This is a genomic window from Microcystis protocystis FBCC-A270, from assembly GCF_050500235.1.
Taxonomy (GTDB): domain Bacteria; phylum Cyanobacteriota; class Cyanobacteriia; order Cyanobacteriales; family Microcystaceae; genus Microcystis; species Microcystis ichthyoblabe_A.
Map to the genome: position 1 here is coordinate 789,881 of NZ_CP191407.1, position 19,278 is coordinate 809,158.

Annotated in this window: 21 protein-coding genes and 7 pseudogenes; 18 read left to right on the plus strand and 10 right to left on the minus strand. The window is 39.5% G+C overall.

Annotation, left to right across the window (positions count from 1 at the left end):
* Positions 1-476: 476 nt before the first annotated feature.
* From ACQY1X_RS03725 to ACQY1X_RS03740, 4 genes and pseudogenes are all read left to right on the plus strand, one after another.
* A complete protein-coding gene (locus ACQY1X_RS03725; RefSeq protein WP_430014009.1) occupies positions 477-1,400 on the plus strand; it encodes a metal ABC transporter solute-binding protein, Zn/Mn family in 924 nt (307 codons plus the stop codon).
* Positions 1,401-1,410: 10 nt separating this feature from the next.
* A complete protein-coding gene (locus tag ACQY1X_RS03730; protein ID WP_288103463.1) occupies positions 1,411-2,106 on the plus strand; it encodes a metal ABC transporter ATP-binding protein in 696 nt (231 codons plus the stop codon).
* 145 nt (positions 2,107-2,251) lie between these two features.
* A pseudogene (locus ACQY1X_RS03735) lies at positions 2,252-2,350 on the plus strand (DUF29 family protein); the annotation flags it as partial.
* A gap of 189 nt (positions 2,351-2,539) precedes the next feature.
* On the plus strand, positions 2,540-3,139 hold the full coding sequence (locus ACQY1X_RS03740; RefSeq protein WP_242034505.1) for a hypothetical protein: 600 nt from the start codon (positions 2,540-2,542) through the stop codon (positions 3,137-3,139).
* A 108-nt stretch (positions 3,140-3,247) separates the two neighbouring features.
* On the opposite strand, the gene ACQY1X_RS03745 is transcribed toward ACQY1X_RS03740, so the two are convergent.
* Entirely contained in the window at positions 3,248-3,664 is a 417-nt protein-coding gene (locus tag ACQY1X_RS03745) for a type II toxin-antitoxin system VapC family toxin (protein WP_430015408.1), read from the minus strand.
* The gene (locus ACQY1X_RS03750) at positions 3,654-3,887 is read right to left on the minus strand and encodes a hypothetical protein (RefSeq protein ID WP_004163555.1); all 234 of its coding nucleotides are present in this window, start codon (positions 3,885-3,887) and stop codon (positions 3,654-3,656) included. The genes ACQY1X_RS03745 and ACQY1X_RS03750 overlap by 11 nt, the downstream gene beginning before the upstream one ends.
* 218 nt (positions 3,888-4,105) lie before the next feature.
* On the opposite strand from ACQY1X_RS03750, the gene ACQY1X_RS03755 reads away from it, so the two are divergent.
* Together ACQY1X_RS03755 and ACQY1X_RS03760 are read left to right on the plus strand one after the other, a co-directional pair.
* Positions 4,106-4,306: a type II toxin-antitoxin system HicB family antitoxin gene (locus ACQY1X_RS03755; RefSeq protein WP_002735173.1), complete on the plus strand. Its 201-nt coding sequence runs from the start codon at positions 4,106-4,108 to the stop codon at positions 4,304-4,306.
* Positions 4,303-4,512: pseudogene (locus tag ACQY1X_RS03760) on the plus strand (type II toxin-antitoxin system HicA family toxin). Before ACQY1X_RS03755 ends, ACQY1X_RS03760 begins: the two are co-directional and overlap by 4 nt.
* 62 nt (positions 4,513-4,574) lie before the next feature.
* Here ACQY1X_RS03760 and ACQY1X_RS03765 read toward each other — a convergent pair.
* Positions 4,575-4,874, minus strand: a complete 300-nt coding sequence (locus ACQY1X_RS03765; protein ID WP_002755782.1) for a hemolysin XhlA family protein — start codon at positions 4,872-4,874, stop codon at positions 4,575-4,577.
* A gap of 326 nt (positions 4,875-5,200) precedes the next feature.
* On the opposite strand from ACQY1X_RS03765, the gene ACQY1X_RS03770 reads away from it, so the two are divergent.
* The 3 genes from ACQY1X_RS03770 to ACQY1X_RS03780 all read left to right on the plus strand — a co-directional run bounded on the left by ACQY1X_RS03770 (position 5,201) and on the right by ACQY1X_RS03780 (position 6,217).
* Positions 5,201-5,407: a hypothetical protein gene (locus ACQY1X_RS03770; protein ID WP_002736760.1), complete on the plus strand. Its 207-nt coding sequence runs from the start codon at positions 5,201-5,203 to the stop codon at positions 5,405-5,407.
* 253 nt (positions 5,408-5,660) lie between these two features.
* The gene (locus tag ACQY1X_RS03775; protein WP_002736094.1) at positions 5,661-5,903 is read left to right on the plus strand and encodes an AbrB/MazE/SpoVT family DNA-binding domain-containing protein; all 243 of its coding nucleotides are present in this window, start codon (positions 5,661-5,663) and stop codon (positions 5,901-5,903) included.
* On the plus strand, positions 5,897-6,217 hold the full coding sequence (locus tag ACQY1X_RS03780; RefSeq protein ID WP_002735990.1) for a type II toxin-antitoxin system PemK/MazF family toxin: 321 nt from the start codon (positions 5,897-5,899) through the stop codon (positions 6,215-6,217). The genes ACQY1X_RS03775 and ACQY1X_RS03780 overlap by 7 nt, the downstream gene beginning before the upstream one ends.
* Here ACQY1X_RS03780 and ACQY1X_RS03785 read toward each other — a convergent pair.
* Together ACQY1X_RS03785 and ACQY1X_RS03790 are read right to left on the minus strand one after the other, a co-directional pair.
* Positions 6,211-6,399: a hypothetical protein gene (locus ACQY1X_RS03785; protein WP_130756655.1), complete on the minus strand. Its 189-nt coding sequence runs from the start codon at positions 6,397-6,399 to the stop codon at positions 6,211-6,213. The genes ACQY1X_RS03780 and ACQY1X_RS03785 overlap by 7 nt on opposite strands.
* Positions 6,400-6,438: 39 nt before the next feature.
* On the minus strand, positions 6,439-6,651 hold the full coding sequence (locus ACQY1X_RS03790) for a type II toxin-antitoxin system VapC family toxin (protein WP_002736586.1): 213 nt from the start codon (positions 6,649-6,651) through the stop codon (positions 6,439-6,441).
* A 441-nt stretch (positions 6,652-7,092) separates the two neighbouring features.
* Between ACQY1X_RS03790 and ACQY1X_RS03795 the strand changes: the two genes are divergently transcribed.
* Positions 7,093-7,335 carry a DUF2283 domain-containing protein gene (locus tag ACQY1X_RS03795; RefSeq protein ID WP_002775710.1) on the plus strand — a complete coding sequence of 81 codons (243 nt, stop codon included), beginning with the start codon at positions 7,093-7,095 and terminating at the stop codon, positions 7,333-7,335.
* Between the two features lie 113 nt (positions 7,336-7,448).
* On the opposite strand, the gene ACQY1X_RS03800 is transcribed toward ACQY1X_RS03795, so the two are convergent.
* Positions 7,449-7,649 carry a hypothetical protein gene (locus tag ACQY1X_RS03800; RefSeq protein WP_149986406.1) on the minus strand — a complete coding sequence of 67 codons (201 nt, stop codon included), beginning with the start codon at positions 7,647-7,649 and terminating at the stop codon, positions 7,449-7,451.
* Between the two features lie 115 nt (positions 7,650-7,764).
* On the opposite strand from ACQY1X_RS03800, the gene ACQY1X_RS03805 reads away from it, so the two are divergent.
* From ACQY1X_RS03805 to ACQY1X_RS03815, 3 genes and pseudogenes are all read left to right on the plus strand, one after another.
* A complete protein-coding gene (locus ACQY1X_RS03805; RefSeq protein WP_430015409.1) occupies positions 7,765-8,205 on the plus strand; it encodes a DUF29 domain-containing protein in 441 nt (146 codons plus the stop codon).
* A gap of 404 nt (positions 8,206-8,609) precedes the next feature.
* Positions 8,610-8,723: pseudogene (locus ACQY1X_RS03810) on the plus strand (DUF4277 domain-containing protein); the annotation flags it as partial.
* A 246-nt stretch (positions 8,724-8,969) separates the two neighbouring features.
* Positions 8,970-11,141 carry an EF-hand domain-containing protein gene (locus tag ACQY1X_RS03815; protein ID WP_430014012.1) on the plus strand — a complete coding sequence of 724 codons (2,172 nt, stop codon included), beginning with the start codon at positions 8,970-8,972 and terminating at the stop codon, positions 11,139-11,141.
* A gap of 264 nt (positions 11,142-11,405) precedes the next feature.
* On the opposite strand, the gene ACQY1X_RS03820 is transcribed toward ACQY1X_RS03815, so the two are convergent.
* The gene (locus tag ACQY1X_RS03820; RefSeq protein ID WP_016514465.1) at positions 11,406-12,341 is read right to left on the minus strand and encodes an NAD-dependent epimerase/dehydratase family protein; all 936 of its coding nucleotides are present in this window, start codon (positions 12,339-12,341) and stop codon (positions 11,406-11,408) included.
* 220 nt (positions 12,342-12,561) lie between these two features.
* Here ACQY1X_RS03820 and ACQY1X_RS03825 point away from each other — a divergent pair, with 220 nt between their 5' ends.
* Together ACQY1X_RS03825 and ACQY1X_RS03830 are read left to right on the plus strand one after the other, a co-directional pair.
* On the plus strand, positions 12,562-12,999 hold the full coding sequence (locus ACQY1X_RS03825; protein WP_430015410.1) for a DUF29 domain-containing protein: 438 nt from the start codon (positions 12,562-12,564) through the stop codon (positions 12,997-12,999).
* Between the two features lie 113 nt (positions 13,000-13,112).
* Positions 13,113-13,580 carry a DUF29 domain-containing protein gene (locus ACQY1X_RS03830; protein ID WP_002736517.1) on the plus strand — a complete coding sequence of 156 codons (468 nt, stop codon included), beginning with the start codon at positions 13,113-13,115 and terminating at the stop codon, positions 13,578-13,580.
* Here the strand turns inward: ACQY1X_RS03830 and ACQY1X_RS03835 are convergent.
* Both ACQY1X_RS03835 and ACQY1X_RS03840 read right to left on the minus strand, forming a co-directional pair.
* A complete protein-coding gene (locus ACQY1X_RS03835) occupies positions 13,577-14,365 on the minus strand; it encodes a hypothetical protein (RefSeq protein WP_430015411.1) in 789 nt (262 codons plus the stop codon). The two genes, ACQY1X_RS03830 and ACQY1X_RS03835, sit on opposite strands and share 4 nt — an antisense overlap.
* 409 nt (positions 14,366-14,774) lie before the next feature.
* Positions 14,775-15,035, minus strand: a pseudogene (locus tag ACQY1X_RS03840) (IS4 family transposase); the annotation flags it as partial.
* A gap of 173 nt (positions 15,036-15,208) precedes the next feature.
* Here ACQY1X_RS03840 and ACQY1X_RS03845 point away from each other — a divergent pair.
* The 3 genes and pseudogenes from ACQY1X_RS03845 to ACQY1X_RS03855 all read left to right on the plus strand — a co-directional run.
* Positions 15,209-15,505: pseudogene (locus ACQY1X_RS03845) on the plus strand (transposase family protein); the annotation flags it as partial.
* A gap of 156 nt (positions 15,506-15,661) precedes the next feature.
* Positions 15,662-16,876, plus strand: coding sequence for an ISL3 family transposase (locus ACQY1X_RS03850; RefSeq protein ID WP_193979949.1), 1,215 nt, complete (start codon positions 15,662-15,664; stop codon positions 16,874-16,876).
* Between the two features lie 26 nt (positions 16,877-16,902).
* Positions 16,903-17,853, plus strand: a pseudogene (locus ACQY1X_RS03855) (ISL3 family transposase); the annotation flags it as partial.
* A gap of 29 nt (positions 17,854-17,882) precedes the next feature.
* Here ACQY1X_RS03855 and ACQY1X_RS03860 read toward each other — a convergent pair.
* Positions 17,883-19,043: pseudogene (locus ACQY1X_RS03860) on the minus strand (IS4-like element ISMae7 family transposase); the annotation flags it as partial.
* Positions 19,044-19,278: the final 235 nt, after the last annotated feature.

The following is a 19,278-nucleotide window of genomic DNA, read 5'->3' on the forward strand; positions in this document are numbered from 1 at the left end:
AAAGTCCCTGAATTTTCCCCCCGATCACTCCCATGTCCGGTACTTTTTGATTTCCCAAAAAGTCTAAAAGTCTTACCCAACACGGTTTTTAGATTTATTCAGCAAGCTCTAGTTAAGCTCTCCTGAATTTATACTGCCTATTGGGAGTTCTAGTACAAATGCTCAGGCTTCCTCTCCCAACTCCGGCACTCCGGTGCAGTCTTAACGAGTATCAGTTTCCAGTTTACCCACTACTTTTTGGGGTTAATTTTTTTGGGCTTTATTTGACTTGACCAGAGGGGGGTCGCAGGCGCACGGATTTTCCATTATCTATATAATATCATGTCAAGCGTTAGTTAGCAAGAGAAAATTTTTAATTGGGAGCGAAAGATCGAAGGACAAAAAACCAGTACATCTATACCGAAATATTTTCAGAATGATAACGATTCTCACCGACTGTGATAAGATCAGAATCATAATCAGACTCAGTTAATCCGATGGGTAAAAAATTCCAGTTAACAGCGATCGCTTTAACCCTGACTATAGCCAGCTTAACAGCTTGTAGTGGTCCCTCGGTCAAGGAAGAGGAAGCAAAGACACCCTTACAGGTGACAGTGAGTATCGTACCGCAGGAATATTTTGTCAAACGTATCGGCGGTGATAGAGTCAGTGTTAATGCCATGATTCAACCCGGGACAGATCCCCACACCTATGAACCAAAACCCGAACAATTAAAAACCACAGCCCGATCGCAAGCCTATTTTAAAATTGGTGTATCCTTAGAAGATGCCTGGAAAGATCGCTTAAAGAGTGTTAACCAACAGATGTTAATCGTCGATACCAGTCAAGGGGTAGATAAAATCCCTTTGACAGCAGAACATGATCACGATCACGATCACGCTAAGGAAAAAAAACATCAAGCTGGAAAAAACACCCTAGATCCCCATATTTGGTTATCACCAAAACGAGTCAAAGCACAAGCAAAGACTATTTATCAAACCCTAGCACAACTCGATCCGGGTCAGGAAGCTATCTATCGAGCTAACTTGGAAAAATTCAGTCAGGAATTAGACGCATTAGATCAAGAAATTCGGCAAAACTTGGCAGGGATTAAAAACAAAAAATTTATGGTATTTCATCCCGAATGGGGCTATTTTGCCCAAGATTACGGTTTAGAGATGATTGCGATCGAAATCGACGGTAATGAACCCAGTGCTGCCCAGTTAAGTCAACTAATCAAACAGGCCAAAAAAGAGAATATTAAAGTTATTTTTACTCAACCAGAATTTAGTCAGAAAAGTGCCGAAACTATTGCTAGGGAAATTGGGGGACAGGTAATCCCTATCAGTGCCTTTGCTCAAAATTGGAGTGAAAACCTGCGACAAGTTTCCCAAAAAATGGCCACAGTTTTAAATCAGTAATTGTTTGTATATGTCAACGATCATTACCATTAATAATCTCTGGGCCGGCTACGAACAGGAACCCATCCTCGAAGATATTAATTTAACCATTGAAGAATTGGATTTCCTGGGAATTATCGGCCCGAATGGAGGAGGAAAAACTACCCTCCTTAAGGTTTTACTGGGATTAATTAAACCTTGGCGGGGAGAAGTCAGTATTTTGGGGCAAACTGTCCAAAAAGGTCGGGAATTAGTCGGTTATGTGCCGCAGTTTGTCGAATGCGATCGCTCATTTCCCATCACTGTGGGTGAGGTGGTGAAAATGGGGAGATTGAGCAGCAAAAAACTCTGGCAAGGCTATAGTAAAAAAGATGAGTTAAGGGTAGATAAAGCTTTAGATAGTGTGGGAATGTTAGCGTTGAAAAAAAGGTCGATTGCTGAACTTTCGGGGGGACAGCGCCAACGGGTTTATATCGCTCGCGCTTTAGCGGTAGAACCCCGTCTCTTGATTTTAGATGAACCCACTGCTAGTGTCGATCCCCAAATGCGTGCTAGTATTTTTTCCCTGTTGCAAGAATTGAATGAGTGGATGACCATTTTAATTATTTCCCATGATCTGGGAACCCTATCTACCTATGTTAAATCGATCGGTTGTCTCAATCGTCGTCTCTATTATCACGGCCAAAAATCTCTCACTACCGCTATGTTAGAACAAGTGTATTGTTAAAAGGTTTCTCCCTTTCTACTGTCAAAACCCTTGACAAATCCTCGCACTTGACATATGCTTATATATATATAATGGGAATCCGTGCCTGCCTGCGAACCCTCTTTTTTTAGGTTAGATAAGCGTCAAGAAAATAAAAACCTAATACCTGACTAGGGCTAAAGACTTATACGAACAGGACTATCTTGCTTGGTTAGAAGAAACGGCCAAACAACTGCGACAAAGACAGACAGATGTATTGGATTGGGGAACCAACAGAGACAAAAATTATTATTATTAGTTGTAAATTTCATTATGACTAGGCTCAATGTAATCGCTGTTATTTTGTTGATTAAACTTTAAAATTGTCATTGCTGGAACGCCAAGGGCGATCGCACTGCAAGGTCAGAGATCCGTCTATGTTGTAAAATTGATCTGTAAAAGGATGTAAAATCTGATGAACTTAAAACCCAAAATCAAATCAAAATTACTACTACAAACAAGTTATTTGTCTAAGTTATCCGTTCTGATGGTCATAGGTTTTTGTTACGCTATAATTGCCGTCAAAATCTTAGTGTATGATAAAGCTAGTGTCTACGCATTGCCAATCACGATAGATTTAAAGGAAAATAACAAGAAACAAAACACATCAGAAAGACCTCGGTTAGTCTTAACAAGGAATAATAGGGTTGCAGAATATGAAGGTGTCTTAATTGCACCAGGCAACGGACAACAAAATTATGATGTTGTTGATATAGATACTAGAGATTTCACAGAAGGAGGAACTTTAAGAATAGATGTTCAAGTTGGTTCTGGTAAAAGTAATGCGTCTTTTGACATTTTTCCCCAAGATGCGGTTGTCCCTATTGCTGGAAGGCCAACAGAAAGTATTGCCGGTTCTTATGATGTTTCGAGAAATTCAGGTACATCACTAACTTATCAATTTGATAGAGGTGAAATTTTCCAATTTGGGGCGACTGGTAATTGGTTTAGTGAAAAAGGCAGTCGTAATAGTTATAGGATGAAAGCTTATGTTATTCCTAAACAACGTTATTAAGATATTAACGTAGTGCGATCGCCGATCTTGTAGTCCGATCGCTTTTTGGGGAGGAGAAGGGGCGATCGTTTTTTTTGGGATGAGAAGGGGCGATCGCCTGCCCTGAGATTAATCTCTCAACAAAGCTCGAAAACCAGCTTGCTGAAAATGAATATCCGTTGTTAATGCTTCCGTTATTCTACGCTCTTCCATTACAATAAAAGAAATACAGTCAACAATTCCCCAATTTTTATCGTTTCTTTGACAATATAGTTGAAAAGCTTTTTGATAAAGAATTTCCGATAAGGGAATAACTGTCACTGTTCTGTCCTTTTCTAATGAGGACAATAATTTAATTGACTTAGAGCGATATTTTTGTTTAGATAAAGCATTGCCAATCTCTAAAATAATGGCTCTGGTTGTAACTAAAGGTGTTTTTGAAGCTTTTAATTGTTGGGCAATGGCAAGTGCTTTATGATGATAATCATCCATAGATGAAGATAAAGCGATCGCATAACTTGTATCGAGAAATTTCTCAGGGTTCATGCTCTTTTTCTTCACCATATAAATATTTATCTAGATTTTCTGACCAATCAGAGGGGCCGTCTAGTTGTAATGATTCTGCTGTCTCTAAAAAAGAAGTGAGTTCATTATTTTCATCCGATAAGTTATCAACAATAATGCGGACACGAGTATTAGCCTTCAATCTAACGGGTTGCTCTGGATGAAAGACCTTTCCGTCAAATAATGCGTCAATAGAATTAAGCATGATCTGTTGGTGAAATGATTTTTGCTTGAAATATCTATATTATAAATGTAACACACCAAATTGATTGTTATTCGCTGTCATCTTGTTGATTAAACTTTAAAGCTGCCGCTTGGGATAGGAAGGCAAAGGGCGATCGCTTTTTGATGAGGAGGAGGGGCGATCACATATCGTATTTTTCTATTATCATAGTAAAATCAGGCAAATATTTTGAAAATAACATGAAAATTAAAGCTCTAATCTGGCAAGAAGATGGTATTTGGTGCGGTTCCGTACCGGCATTGCCAGGCTGTCATACCTGGGGAGAAAGCTACGAACAATTATTAGAAATGTTGCAAGATGCAGTTCAAGGATGGCTTGAAGTTGCAAGTCAAGAAACAGAAATTGAAGCAGAAAAAGAGCTAGTCGAATTATCATTATGAAATCTATTTCTGGCCAAGCCCTTTGTAAAATTATCGAACGTTATGGTTAGCAGTTAAAACGCATTAGTAGTAGTCATCATATTTATACAAAACAGGGAATGAAAGTTATTTTATCCGTTCCTGTTCATGGCAATAAAGATTTACCAATTGGTACTCTTAAGAGTATTTTGAAAGATGCTGATCTGACCGAAGATGACTTGAGATAACGGTGATCGCTGTTTTCTTGTTGATTAAATCTTAAAAACGCGATCAGGTTTTCTTTTGAAATCTAGGGTAAAGCTGTTAAAACAAAACGGATAGACGTTGCCACTACCGCCGTAAACAAAATCCCAATCAAAGCCCAAACCTGATTGCCCTGATTGCTTTCTACCTTTTCTATCTGTAATTCCATTTTATCGAATCGCTTATCCATTGAATCCAATCGTTTCTCTACATTATCAACTTTGGTTTCTACAGTAGCCAATCGAATCTGTACTTGATTCACATCTTTAGAAATTGTATCTAGCTTCTGATTCATTTCTGCTAGAACTTCGCGCAAATCTGTTTCGATGATAGTCGGTGTTGGCATAACTCATCTTGTTAATCAGGCTGACACACTCATTTTAATCTATTTTTTTGCTGAGAGAACGGCCTCTTCTCAAAATATAGCAATTCTCATTTTAAGGTTTCATGACATTAAAACCCTTGCACCTAGAGGGGTTAATAATTCTTAACGAATCTCTAGATCGCTGAAACAACGCAAAATCGTTTCAAAATGAGAATAGCTGGTACGAATTGCGGTGCAGACAATACCTTACTCAAAAAACCCTGCGCTACTATTAGAACTAGAGGCGATCATTTTAAGGGCAACTGAGCCACCGTATAATGTTCAAATTCATACTGGAGTCCTAACCCATGCAAGTGAAACTTTCGGAGCAAATCTCGTCTGCGGATGCGGAAAATATTTTAAAGTGCTTACCAGACTGGATTCAGGATGCCCTGATTGCTCGCGCTACTGAAATTGATTATCCCGTTGAAGCAATCCTTGAGATGGCGATCGCCAGTTTTCTAGACACAGAGGCATTAAGTTTTGCCGACTGTAAGCCAGGGCGAGGTCAATAAGTGCGATCGCTCTTGTAGTAACGCACTAAATTGATTGTTATTCACCGTAATTATCTGATTTTTTGGATTTTTATTAATGCGATCGCCGAGCTTGTAGCTGATCTTGTAGTGCGATCATTTTTTGATGATGGGGAGGGGCGATGGTTTTTGGGAGGAGCAATTTTTGGGGAATGGCGATTTTGAGGAGGAGGGGCGATCGCTCCCTAATCAGTATAAGTTGATATAATTATCGTATGTTTATCTGGTCGTCAAAATGTTGCTAAAAATCGTACAAATCGGTAATTCTCAAGCAATTACAATTCCTCAAGCAATCATGGAACAGTGTGAACTTCTGGACGAAGTTGAGGCGATAGTTGATGGAAAAAGAATTATTCTGAGTGCTAAAAAGAAGGTAAGGGAAGGCTGGGCTGAGTTATTTGATGATGCTCCTATTGAAGCCGAGTTACAGGATTGGTTAGGGGTGGAAAACGAGTTTGAGCGGCAAAATCAATGGTAGAAAGATTTAGCATCCTGTTGGTGGCACTCGATCCAACTAGGGGGTCTGAACTGCAAAAAACTCGACCTTGTGTTGTTGTTTCTCCTAGTGAAATTAATGCTCGATTAAGAACAGTCGTTATTGCACCAATCACCAGTACTGTCAAAAATTACCCAACAAGAATCCCCATTGATCAAGAAAATGTGCGCGGCAGTATTGCTTTAGATCAAATTAGGGCGATTGACAAAACCCGAATTGTTGCCACAATTGGCAGTCTTGACGAACGGGTAGCAATGGTAGTGGCTGATCGATTGGTTGAATTTTTTCACTACTGATTGTCACCGAATTTGTTCGGTTTTAGTATCGCTTTTTTATAAAACAGGGAGAGGTGATCGCTTTTTAGAGTAAGGGTGAAAGGGCGATCGCTTTTGGGAGGAGCAATTTTTTGGGAATGGCTATCGCTGTTGGGTGATGAGGAGAGGCGATCGTTTTTGGGTGATGTGGGAATGGCGATCACTTTTGGGTGATGTGGAAATGGCGATCGCCTGCCCTGAGATTAATCTCTCAACAAAGCTCGAAAACCAGCTTGCTGAAAATGAATATCCGTTGTTAATGCTTCCGTTATTCTACGCTCTTCCATTACAATAAAAGAAATACAGTCAACAATTCCCCAATTTTTATCGTTTCTTTGACAATATAGATGATAATCGTCCGTAGATGAAGATAAAGCGATCGCATAACTTGTATCGAGAAATTTCTCAGGGTTCATGCTCTTTTTCTTCGCCATATAAAATATGGCTCTTCGGGACTTGGTATGGTTCGATAGGGGGGCATAAATCGACTCAATCCTTATCTGGCAAGAGATTTAATTGATTAGTTCGCTCCAGATCGCCAACAATTGACAAAAATTGCGGCAATGTCTGTCTCTATAAAGGTTTCATTCCTTATAACCCCGTCCATTGCATAAGACAAACCGAAGAACCCGAAATCCTCGTGAACTTTATTTTAAGTCACCATGCCGAATAAAAAATTATTCAACGCCAAATCTCTTTAAAAATATTGCAGGACATCCTCAATTATCCTGAGCAAATTTTAGAAGAAGATGGACTCAAAGTTTATCAAGGTACGTTTGTCGCCATTAACAATAAAACTTATCTTCTGAGAATTTACATTAATGACTTAGTTGAGCCTCAAAAAATTGTTACACTATATGTTACCAGTAAACTTAGAAAATATAGGCAGCTATCAAATGAAAGCTAAATATGATGCTGAAGTTGACGTTTTAACAATTACCTGGCATGACACACCCGTAGAAGAAAGTGAGGCAATCAGTCCGGGGGTTATTCTTGACTATGATCAAGCAGGTAATGTAATCGGGATTGAAATTCTTAATGCTTCTCGAAAAATCGAGAATTTTTCTCCGAATGTGCAGGTAGCTATTTCTTCTCGATAAAGGTGATCGCTGATCCTGTAGTGCGATCGCTGATCTGTAGGTTGGGTTGAGGTAACGAAACCCAACATTACCTTTATTTCTTACCTGAATTTTTTGGGTTTTACTTCTACATTTTATTCCATACCAATATCACTATCAAAGATCAGCTTTTCTGAAGCTCCCCACATCTGATCATAAATTCCTTCTTCAACATAACGGTGAAAACTGGAATATTGCCAATCTTTCGGAGCGTTTACTAATCCATGATGCACGGTATTCGAGATGATTAACAAAATCTCAATAAAAAACCCTTGACAAATCCTCGCACTTGACATACACTTATATATAGAATGGAAATCCGTGCCTGCCTGCGAACCCTCTTTTTTTAGGTTAGATAAGCGTCAAGAAAATAAAAACCTAATACCTGACCAGTGCTAAAGAGGATAGGGTATGACAAATAAAGACTTATACGAACAAGACTATCCTGCTTGGTTAGAAGAAACGGCCAAACAACTGCGACAAAGACAGACAGATGTATTAGATTGGGAACATCTCGAAGAAGAAATCGAAGCATTGGGGAACCAACAGAGACATAAAGTAGATAGTTATCTCCTAAAATTACTCATTCATCTGCTTCTTTACCAATACTGGCCGGAGGAACGAGAAAGATGTGCGCGGGGATGGCAGGACGAAATCGGTAACTTTCGGGTGGAATTAGAACTTTTATTGGAGTCGAAAACCCTTTATAACTATTTTTTAACCAGAATCGCCGTTATTTACCCCAAAGCAGTGAAGCGAGTCCGACAAAAAAGCCAATTACTGGCCGCTATCTTTGCCGAAAGCTGTCCCTATAGTCCCGAACAAATCCTCGATTCCGATTTTTTCCCCTGAAATGCCGGCAGATTTCCTCAAAAAACCCTTGACAAATCCCCGCCCTTGACAGATACTTATATATAGAATGGGAATCCGTACCTGCCTGCGAACCCTCTTTTTTTAGGTCAAATAATGCGATTAAATTTATTTCTGCTCCCTGGGGTTGAACTCTAGCTTCAGCAGTTTTAGGAGATGGGAAATATGGCAGCTTGGATTATCACTATTGTGAGCATAAAATCTTCCTATTTGTAGCCCACATTCCGCACCCTCAACTGTCGCATAAGCTGTCCCCCTCCAGAGACTTGAGTAAAAATAGTTAGCTGGTGAAGGTTTTCTCGGTGGCCGCTAGGGGGAGTATGGAGACCCCTAATTATGAAAAAATAGGAATTATTGGAAAACTTGGGCGAGTGGACTGTTCGACCATGAATCAATCAACAGAAATTGAAGTCAAAAATCTAGACCATCTGGGATTAGTAGCCGGAATTATCGATGAAATAGGAATTGTGGAAGGAACCACAAAGGACACAAAGATTGATAGATCCTATGTAAGTTAAACTGATCACACAGAACCTAGAAGAGCCTGAAATTTTTGGCTGAGTTGGCGGCAGCTTGCCGCCAACTCACTCCTCTAGATAAGTATTTTGACTCACGCTCCTTCCTCTTTTAAGACGTTGTCACACTTAGGGTGCGGAATGTGGATTTATTTTTGCACAAATTCCCGAATGATCGATTGGAAACTTGGATATTAATTTAGCAAAACGACTTGACTCAGATGTATATATATGTTTGCACAAATTCCCGAACGCTCGATGCACTATTTGCGATGGGTTCTGACCATCGCTTGGTTAATTCTGATATTTTCTCTATTTTTTGACCCGATTTCGGCAAAATTAACCGATCCTAACAATCTTTCTAGTCCCCTGAGAGTGGATCCCGATCTGTGCATTAAAGTCCAGGGGGTTTGCCTACCCCAATCCTCCTATCAGTTAGGTGCGCCGATTTTTTGGGGAATAGTGGTTCCTAGTGGTGTTTTTATCTTATTAGTATTAGGTCACGAACTCTGGCGGCGTATCTGTCCTTTATCCTTTCTTTCTCAAATACCGCGTGCTTTGGGTAAACAGCGTCAGAAAAAACAGACCGATAAATCGGGAAAAGTCCGCTCTGAAATCTATAAAGTGCCGAAAAACTCTTGGTTAGCTCGGAATTATCTCTATCTACAATTAAGTCTGTTATTTTTGGGTTTATGCGGACGGATTCTTTTTTATAATTCCGATCGCTTAGTCTTGGGTAGCTTTTTAATCTTTACTATTCTAGCGGCGATCTTTGTGGGTTACTGGTATGGGGGCAAATCTTGGTGTAACTATTTCTGTCCCATGAGTCCAGTTGAAAGGATTTATGGTGAACCTAGGGGTTTGCTGAATAGTACCGCTCACGAAGACAGTCGCAGTGGGATTACTCAATCTATGTGTCGTATTGTCCGAGAAGATGGTAGCGAACAAAGTGCCTGTGTTGCCTGTCAAAGTCCCTGTATCGATATCGATGCGGAAAGATCCTATTGGGATGGGATTAATAACAGCGATCGCCAATGGCTTTATTACGGTTATTTTGGCTTAGTTTTTGGCTATTTTATCTATTATTATCTCTATGCTGGCAATTGGGACTATTATTTCTCTGGAGCTTGGGCGCACGACGAAAATCAGCTAGAATCCCTCTTTAAACCGGGTTTTTATCTTGCGGGTAATCAGATTCCGATTCCGAAGCTGGTAGCTGTTCCCTTAACTTTGGCAATCTGCACTTTTTTGGGTTATTTTCTCGGTAAAAAAGTTGAAAATGCCTATAAAGTCTATAGAATCCGTAAAAAGTCGCCCTTACCAACCGAAATTATCCGTCATCGAGTCTTTACTTTCGGAACTTTTCTGATTTTCAATTTCTTCTTTATTTTCGGTGGTCGTCCTTTTATTAATCTTTTGCCAAAATTTTGGCATTATTTCGCTAGTATTTTAGCGGCTGTTTTGAGTAGTTTATGGTTATATCGCACTTGGATAAGGGATCCGAGTCGTTACCAACGGGAAGGACTCGCAGGAAAATTGCGTAAACAGTTGCGTAAACTGAATCTCGATACGGCTAAATATCTCGATCGGCGATCGCTGGAAACTTTGGACGCAGATGAGGTGTATGTGTTGGCCAAGATACTGCCGGATTTCACGCACCAGAAGTGTTTAAAAGCCTATAAAGCCGTGTTAAAAGAGGCTTTGGAGGAGGGATATAGTGACTTCGGACACAGCCTCGAAATCCTGCAACAAATGCGCTTAGAGTTGACGATTACTGAGGCAGAACATCAGGCGATTTTAACAGAGTTGGGTGTGGAATCGGCCGAACTTCTCGATCCGGAAAAGCAGTATAGTCGCGAGGATTGGTTACGTTTGCAGAGTTATCGCGATGCTTTGTCAGAAAGTCTCTTGGTGACTTGGAAAAAAGACCCCGATCGCCAGGTGGGTTCGGAATTGCTGGAAGTGTTAACCGGTAAGAGTTCCAGGGAGGCGATCGAGCATTTATTAACGGAATTGCCGGCCGCAGAAACCGAAACTGTCGAGTCTTTGCGTCGCCAGTACAGAGTTACTGGTCAGGAGGAGGAAACGATTCTCCATCGTCCTCCGGCCGATCAATTATGGCAAAATATCGCCCGCGCTTTTCAGGTTTTCGATCGTCTATCTTTTAGTAGTGACAGCGATCGTGATCAACAGGAAAGAATTTTATTGGAAAGATTCCAGCTATTCGATAGTGATAGCTCTGGACAAATTAGCCTTGAGGAGTTAAAAGCTTGTCTTCAGGCGATCGAACCGGGGGTGACAGACAAGGAAATCGAAGCTATGTTACAGCAGGCCGATACTGGTCGCGATAATCAGATTAGTTTTCAGGAATTTCGCGATCTACTGCACCAATTCCACAAATAAACTGTCTGCAACTATTGCGTCGGTCATGAATTCCAAGACATTAGCGCAAGTCCCTAACATCTCGAACAGCAATTCTCATTTTGAAAGGATTTTGCGTTGTTTCAGCGATCTAGAGATTCGTTAAGAATTATTAACCCCTCTAGGTGCAAGGGTTTTAATGTCATGAAACCTTAAAATGAGAATTGCTGATAATATGCCATCTGGCTGGTCTGATTCTTCTACAGAGCGATTTTCTGGCTGGGATATTATTCCCACGCAAGTCCCTTATTGGTTGGCCAAGATCTGGTCATCGATCGCCAAGTCTATTTCTTGCCGATCGCGACCGGAAGCGAGATAATCATTCTGGAAGGAGTCTGTTAAACCACTGACGAGATCATATTCAGGCTGCCAGTTTAACTCCCGGGTAGCCTTATTAATATCAGCGTAAAAATGTTGAACCCGCAGGGGGAAAGGTTTCTTTTTGCCGAAGTCAAATTTTTTGGGGTTATAGTTAACAATCTCGATTTCCTCGGCATTTTTCCCCATGGCTGCCGCGCAAGCTTTTGCTAAACCGTTAAAAGTTACATAGCGATCGCCGGAAATATTATACACTTGACCGATAGCCTGAGAATTACCCAATACTGCGGCCATGGCTTGGGCCAGATCGGCAACGTGACCAAATTGGGTAAAATGTTCCCCATGACCAGGTATAGGAATAGGACGATTACGAACCAAACGGTCAAAAAACCAAGCTTCTAGGTCATTATAGTTGCGCGGTCCGTAGATATAGACTGGACGGATGGAAGTCCAGGGTAAACCCATCTCGCTTAAATAGTTTTCTGTCTCGTGTTTTCCCTTGTGGCGACTTTTGGGATCTAGTTTATCCCCTTCTTTATGGGGCATTTGGTCGGATTTTAGATAAACCCCCGCCGAGCTAACATAGACAAAATGCCCAATTCTGTCTCTAAATATCTCGACGAGGGGCTGAGTATCACTTAATTCTCTGCCATTATTGTCGAAAATTGCCTCAAAACTCTCATTTTTAAGCTTTTCTTTCAGTTGCCCTGGGTCAGTGCGATCGCCATGAATCTGTCGTACTCCAGCAACCGGGGCGGGTTTATTGCCACGATTGAATAATACTACCTCATGACCCTGTTCTACTAACACTTTAGTCAGGGAAACGCCGATAAATCGGGTTCCACCCATAATTAAAATTTTCATAAGATGATGGCATAGATATCAAGGTTATATTATCCCTCGATCGGTGCAGTTTGTGGCTTGTTAGTTGTTGGGTTTTCGGGGCTATAATACTAAATCGGTTGAGGAGAGGCACTGTTGCGATAGGGACAATAGTTAATCAGTCTTTAATAACCGGATTTAGTCTGAATTGGCCAAGTTTCGCTAAAATGAAGGCAATTAGTCAACAGAGGAGGTCAAAATTATGACTTTAGCCAAGGTAAAAAATCTCTATGATCAAGATTTTGCTTTGTGGATAGAGAAAACGGTTAAGCAATTAAAATCTGGGGATTTATCTCAGGTTGATTTGGAGAATTTGATTGAGGAGGTGGAGTCTTTGGGAAGACGAGATAAAAGGGAACTTAAAAACCGTTTAATTACATTATTTGAACACGGTTTAAAACGGCGTTATCTTCCTTTGTCTGACTGTTATCGAGGTTGGGAAGTAACAATTAAACGCTGTCAATCGAAGTTAAAAGATATCCTTAAAGATTCCCCTAGTTTATGCAGTTTTTTAACCGATATTTGTGATGATTGTTATCAGGAAGCGGTGGAGAATATGCGAATTAAATATGATGCTATTTTTTCCGATATTTCTCCTTTTTCTAAGGATATTGATAGTTTATTAAACCATAGGTTTTGAGAAAGTTAAACTCTGATGCTAAATCCGTTAAGCGCAATAAATAATCAGTCTTTAATAACCAGATTTAGTGTGATTTTCAAGAAATGAATTTAAGTTTAACAGGGGAAAAAATTATGACTTTAGCCAAGGTAAAAAATCTGTATGATCAAGATTTTGCTTTGTGGATAGAGAAGACGGTTAAGCAATTAAAATCTGGGGATTTATCTCAGGTTGATTTGGAGAATTTGATTGAGGAGGTGGAATCTTTGGGGAAAAGTCAACGCAAAGCGGTCGATAATTTTTTAACTCGTTTATTAGAACATTTATTAAAACGTTGTTATGTGGTTCTTCCCGATTGTTATCGAGGGTGGGAAATTGAAATTAGAAATTTTCGCAAGGAGTTGAAGAAGGAATTTAAGTATTCTCCTAGTTTGAAAAGGTTTATGATAGAGATTTTAGAAGAATGTTATCGAGAAGCTTTAGAAGCGATGAAAGAGGATTATCCAGACTCTAATTTTCCCGATGTTTGTCCCTTTGCTGAGGATATTGATGGCTTATTAAATAATAAGTTTTGGCAGGATGAAAAATATGCTAACTCCTAATCTTTCGGAGGAATTGCCATCACTTGATTATTATTAACCACAACCAATTTACCGCCCAATTTTTCGATATTTTCCTTAGCTAACCTGCGGGTTTCTTCGTCTTGGCTACTTATCCAGACTAACATCCAAGCACCGACTCTAGGGGCGCGACTATCGGGATTAGTTTCTAAAAATTTTACTGTTCCCCTAGCGGATTTTTCGATAAATTCATTACCGGCAATTTTCGCCCAATCGGCGGCCATTTGATTAGATTTTTTTGCCGCAGTAATATCACCTAAAAATAATAGTTCATCCACTCCTTTATATAACCAAACAAAATAGGCATCGGTGACATCAGGACTGAGTTTTGCTAAACCTTTATTCATAATCTCAACGGTTCTTTCGGGTTTGCCAGCATTGACAGAAGAAGCGACGGACATCATCAAATAGGCGCGGACAAATTTTGGGTCATTTTTGGTGACAATCTCCATAAAATCGGGACTTAAACCGTAGCCAGTTTCCCTACGAGCATCCCCATCGCCATAGTATTGAATAAACTGTAACATTGCCCAATTGGCTAACATATTATCAAAGCCAAAAGCTGGCATATTTTTCAATAACTCAACCTGAGCATTTTCTAGGCGAGATTCTTGACTATAATTTCTCTCTAATAATTTTTCTTTGGTCAAGGTTTTCACCTTTTCCTGTTGCATTTCCACCATAGCCATGATTAGTCCACCGATAACGGCGACTAAACCCAGAGTTTTAAGTAAGGATAGATTGAGAGATGTTTTTGCGCCTAGCATAAGTAAGTAGTCGTGCAAAATAAATTTCCTAGTGAAGAAAGGCAAAAGGCAAAAGGCAAAAGGCAAAAGGCAAGAGGTGGTTAGATGTGTGTAATTAATTTTGCTTAGGTACTTAGCTGGTTATAATTAAATTAAAAATGGATTTTAGGGCTCTCCCAGCTTTGGTGGGTAAAATGTATTCTAAGATACATTTCTCCTAGCGAGGGGGTGGAACGAACCACAAAGACACAAAGGACACAAAGATCGATCGATCCTATGTCAATTAAACTTATCACACAGAACCTAGAAGAGCCATTTTAGGTTCGATCCCCCTTTGATCCCCCCTTAGTCCCCCCTTGATAAGGCTATCCATTAGTCACATCTTTCTTAACATAAAATTTGACAAAAAGAGAAAAGTGTGCAAGATGGCTCAAGGGGGTTCTATGGGGGGACTAATTTGATGAGATAGTTTCCAAGTCTGGCTGATATCATGTAACCTTCGCAGTCCCAACCAAATAGTTTTAACACCTGGTTCACCGTCACCTTTTCTACCTAAAAACCCCCCAAGAGAAGCAATCATTCTGACCGCTTCTCGAAAGGAGGGCGGCTTTTCAGGTGGCGGACTCTTTTTATGAATAGTGGCACACAAAGATTGCCATTCATGTTCTTCCAAAAAACTTTCAGGCTCTTCGGGAATTGTTATGCAAATAATTAACTTAAAATAAAATTCGATGAGAGTACCTAAGCTCAAAAGTAGCTGAAATCCATACAGGGAAGGACTTAAGGCACAAACAGGTTAATGCCAAAAGATAGACAATTGAGTTAAGATTTGATATAATTGCCAAAAACGAGATTATTTTACTTATGATACTTGACAAATTTTTGAACCTACAAGGAACCTGTATTCAAGGCTATCGACACCTAGAAAATATCGGTATAGTTTGACCAGTCGAATCGAAAAATCAAAAAGCAATCTGTCCTCGTTGTGGGTTAGAGAGCGATAAACTCCACCAAAATCATCGACATTTAGTCAAAGATTTACCAATCTCAGGTCAACCAGTGTACCTACAAGTTAATCGTCGTCAATTTAAGTGCGGTAATTGTCAGAAACCCTTTAGCGAAGAGTTAGATTTTGTGGCTCTTCGGGAATTGTTATGCAAATAATTAACTTAAAATAAAATTCGATGAGAGCAACTACGCTCAAAAGTAGCTGAAATTCATACAGGAAAGGACTTAAGGCACAAATAGGTTAATACCAAAAGATAGACAATCGAGTTAAGATTTGATATAATAGCCAAAAACGAGATTATTTTACTTATGATACTTGACAAATTTTTGAACCTACAAGGAACCTGTATTCAAGGCTATCGACACCTAGAAAATATAGGTATAGTTTTCCAAATCGAATCGAAAAATAAAAAAGCAGCCTGTCCTCGTTGTGGGTTAGAGAGCGATAAACTTCACCAAAATCATCGACATTTAGTCAAAGATTTACCGCTCTCAGGTCAACCAGTGTACCTACAAGTTAATCGTCGTCAATTTAAGTGCGGTAATTGTCAGAAACCCTTTAGCGAAGAGTTAGATTTTGTCGCCAAGAAACGAACCTATACGAAAAGACTAGCCGAGAATATACTCGAACAATTAAAAGAAGGAGATATTTTAAATGTTAGCCGAAGAAATGACGTAACGGAAGAAGAGATTCAAAGAATGATAGAGGACATAGCTGAAGAAATTACAGAGACAGACCTATCGAAATTAAAAAGACTAGGAATTGATGAAATCGCTCTAGTCAAAGGACAAAAAAATTACTGTGCGGTTTTAGTAAATTTAGATACGGGAAAACTAATAGCTATTCTAGAGAAGCGAACACAAGAAGAATTGAGGGAAACGCTTACGGGGTGGGGAAAAGAGGTGTTAGAGCAAATTGAAGAAGTCAGCATAGACCTTTGGTTGCCCTATAAAAATTTGGTGAAAGAATTGATGCCATCGGCCGAGGTAGTCGCCGATAGATTCCATGTAATGAAACAAATTAATCAAGAGTTAGACGAACAAAGAAAAGCAGAAAAAAGAGCCGTAGAAGCGCAGAGAAATAAAAAACAGAAAGCGGAAAAAGAAGCGAAGCTAGAAGTTTTAAAGCGAAGTAAATATAGCTTGTTAAAAAATGAAAAAGATTTAACGGAAACCCAAAAAATCAAACTAGAAGCTATCAAAGAAAATTTCCCAAATTTGAAAAAGATGCACGAGTTAAAGGAAGAATTTAGAAAGATTTATGAAACCTCAGAGAATCCGACAGAAGGACTGCTATCCATCTCGGACTGGTTGGCAAAATCCTCCAGTGTTTTTACCAAGAGTTGTCAAACAATCCGAAACTGGTTTGGAGAAATCATTAGTTATTTCGAGCGAAGGACAACTAATGGGGTGGTCGAGGGAATCAACAATAAACTTAAACTAATAAAACGGAGAGGCTATGGCTTTAGAAACTTTCGGAATTTTTGGGTTAGAAGTATGTTGTCTTGGCATCTTGTCTGTTGATTTAGCATAAAGGGTAACGAAGAGCCGATTTTGTCGCCAAGAAACGAACCTATACGAAAAGACTAGCCGAGAATATACTCGAACAATTAAAAGAAGGAGATATTTTAAATGTTAGCCGAAGAAATGACGTAACGGAAGAAGAGATTCAAAGAATGATAGAGGACATCGCCGAAGAAATTACAGAGCCAGACCTATCGGAATTAAAAAGACTAGGAATTGATGAAATCGCTCTAGTCAAAGGGCAAAAAAATTACTGTGCAGTTTTAGTAAATTTAGATACGGGAAAACTAATAGCTATTCTAGAGAAGCGAACACAAGAAGAATTGAGGAAAACGCTGACAGGCTGGGGAAAAGAGGTGTTAGAGCAAATTGAAGAAGTCAGCATAGATTTTTGGTTGCCCTATAAAAATTTGGTGAAAGAATTGATGCCATCGGCCGAGGTAGTCGCCGATAGATTTCATGTAATGAAACAAATTAATCAAGAGTTAGACGAACAGAGAAGAGCGGAAAAAAGAGCCGTAGAAGCGCAGAAAAATAAAAAACAGAAAACGGAAAAAGAAGCAAAGCTAGAAGTTTTAAAGCGAAGTAAATATAGTCTGTTAAAAAATGAAGAAGATTTAACGGAAACTCAAAAAATCAAACTAGAAGCTATCAAAGAAAAATTCCCAAATTTGAAAAAGATGCAGGAATTAAAGGAAGAATTTAGAAAGATTTATGAAACCTCAGAGAATCCGACAGAGGGAATGCTATCCATCTCGGAATGGTTGGCAAAATCCTCCAGTGTTTTTACTAAGAGTTGTCAAACAATCCGAAACTGGTTTGGAGAAATCATTAGTTATTTCGAGCGAAGGACAACGAATGGGATGGTCGAGGGAATCAACAATAAACTTAAACTAATAAAACGGAGAGCCTATGGCTTTAGAAACTTTCGGAATTTTTGGGTTAGAAGTATGTTGTCTTGGCATCTTGTATGTTGATTTAGCATAAAGAGTAACGAAGAGCCAACTTCACAACTCTCCTCTCCGTGTAAGCGTGCTTGATAGGTTAACCAGAGTAATCTCCAAGCTACAATTGAATAGGTAGCTAAGGCCATCTCAATTCTACGACCCGTTTCTAATTGCAGTTTTTCTAATCCACAACCACTTTTTAAAACAAAATGATAGCGTTCTATCAACCAGCGATAACTGTACCAGCGCACACAGGTTATCGCTGATTCAAAGCTACTAATGTCTAGGCTAGTTAAGAGGAGCCAACTGATAGGATTAACTCCAGGACGCGGATTTTCTTCTTCAGCTAAAATTACCTGTAATTTGACCGGTTGACGAGGGTTCGCTTTCGAGTGATGCTTAGGTACTTGTATTTCAAAACTGGCAAATCTAACTGTTAGTTTAGCTAGTCTAGCCTCGTGATTAGGATTGCGTTTTACTTGCACATCTAGGCTACCACAGGCTTTTATTTCTCTGATGGATTGATGTAAATATTTAGGCTCTGGATGCCCTGACTTTTGCTTGTCTTCGAGATAGTTAACTTTTCGGTTATGAGTTCCTCGGATTAATAAATGAGAGTTAGGACTTCTTGATTGGGCAAATAAATCAAATATGTCTGCCTCACAATCTCCGATTGTTACTACTTGAATTTCTTCGGGTATTTGTTGTTGTGTTTCTGACAAAGAATCTAACCATCTTTGACTTTCTTTTTCTTCGGTTTCTCTTTTTTTGCGTTGCTTGGCAATCCCTAAATTCTTTTCTTCTCTTGCCCAGACATATTGATTAATCAGTCCTAAAGGTATTCCTTGCGGTGACACTCCTAAGGTGGTATGAACTTTGAGACCAAAGGATTTTTTATAATCTAGATAACCCATTCCTTTTTTGGCTTTTTGCGTCGTAAAGTCTAAACTTGTTGTGTCTTGCACTGCCAAAACTATTGGATGTTCTTTGATTCTTTCTACTGTACTTTTGGCTTGGGCGGCAATTATATCTGAGGGGTGAAAATAGGGGGAATTCCAAAAGTCGTAGGTGGCACTCGCTGCGGCTAGATTTCCCGAAGCTTGTGGCACACTTGTACTAGATTGGCTGGCCAAGTTTTCTACGATACTGATTAACCTTTTCTTTCTTCTGGTGTCCCCTAGGTCTGCATACTGTAATTCTTGGGCTGCCCATTTCTCCATTTTTTTGCTTACCTCCACCTTAATTCCTTCTTTCAAAACTATACCTATCAATCGTTTCCCCTTTTTTTAAGATTCTTCTCTTTTTGTTAAGAAAGATCTGACTAATGGATAGCTTGATAAGGGGGGTGCGGCTCCCCCCTTAATACCCCCTTGATAAAGGTAGGGTTGATTCATTTAAATTAAGTATAGCTGATTTTGAGTCAATAAATTTGATCGAGGATTCTCAAGTTTATCT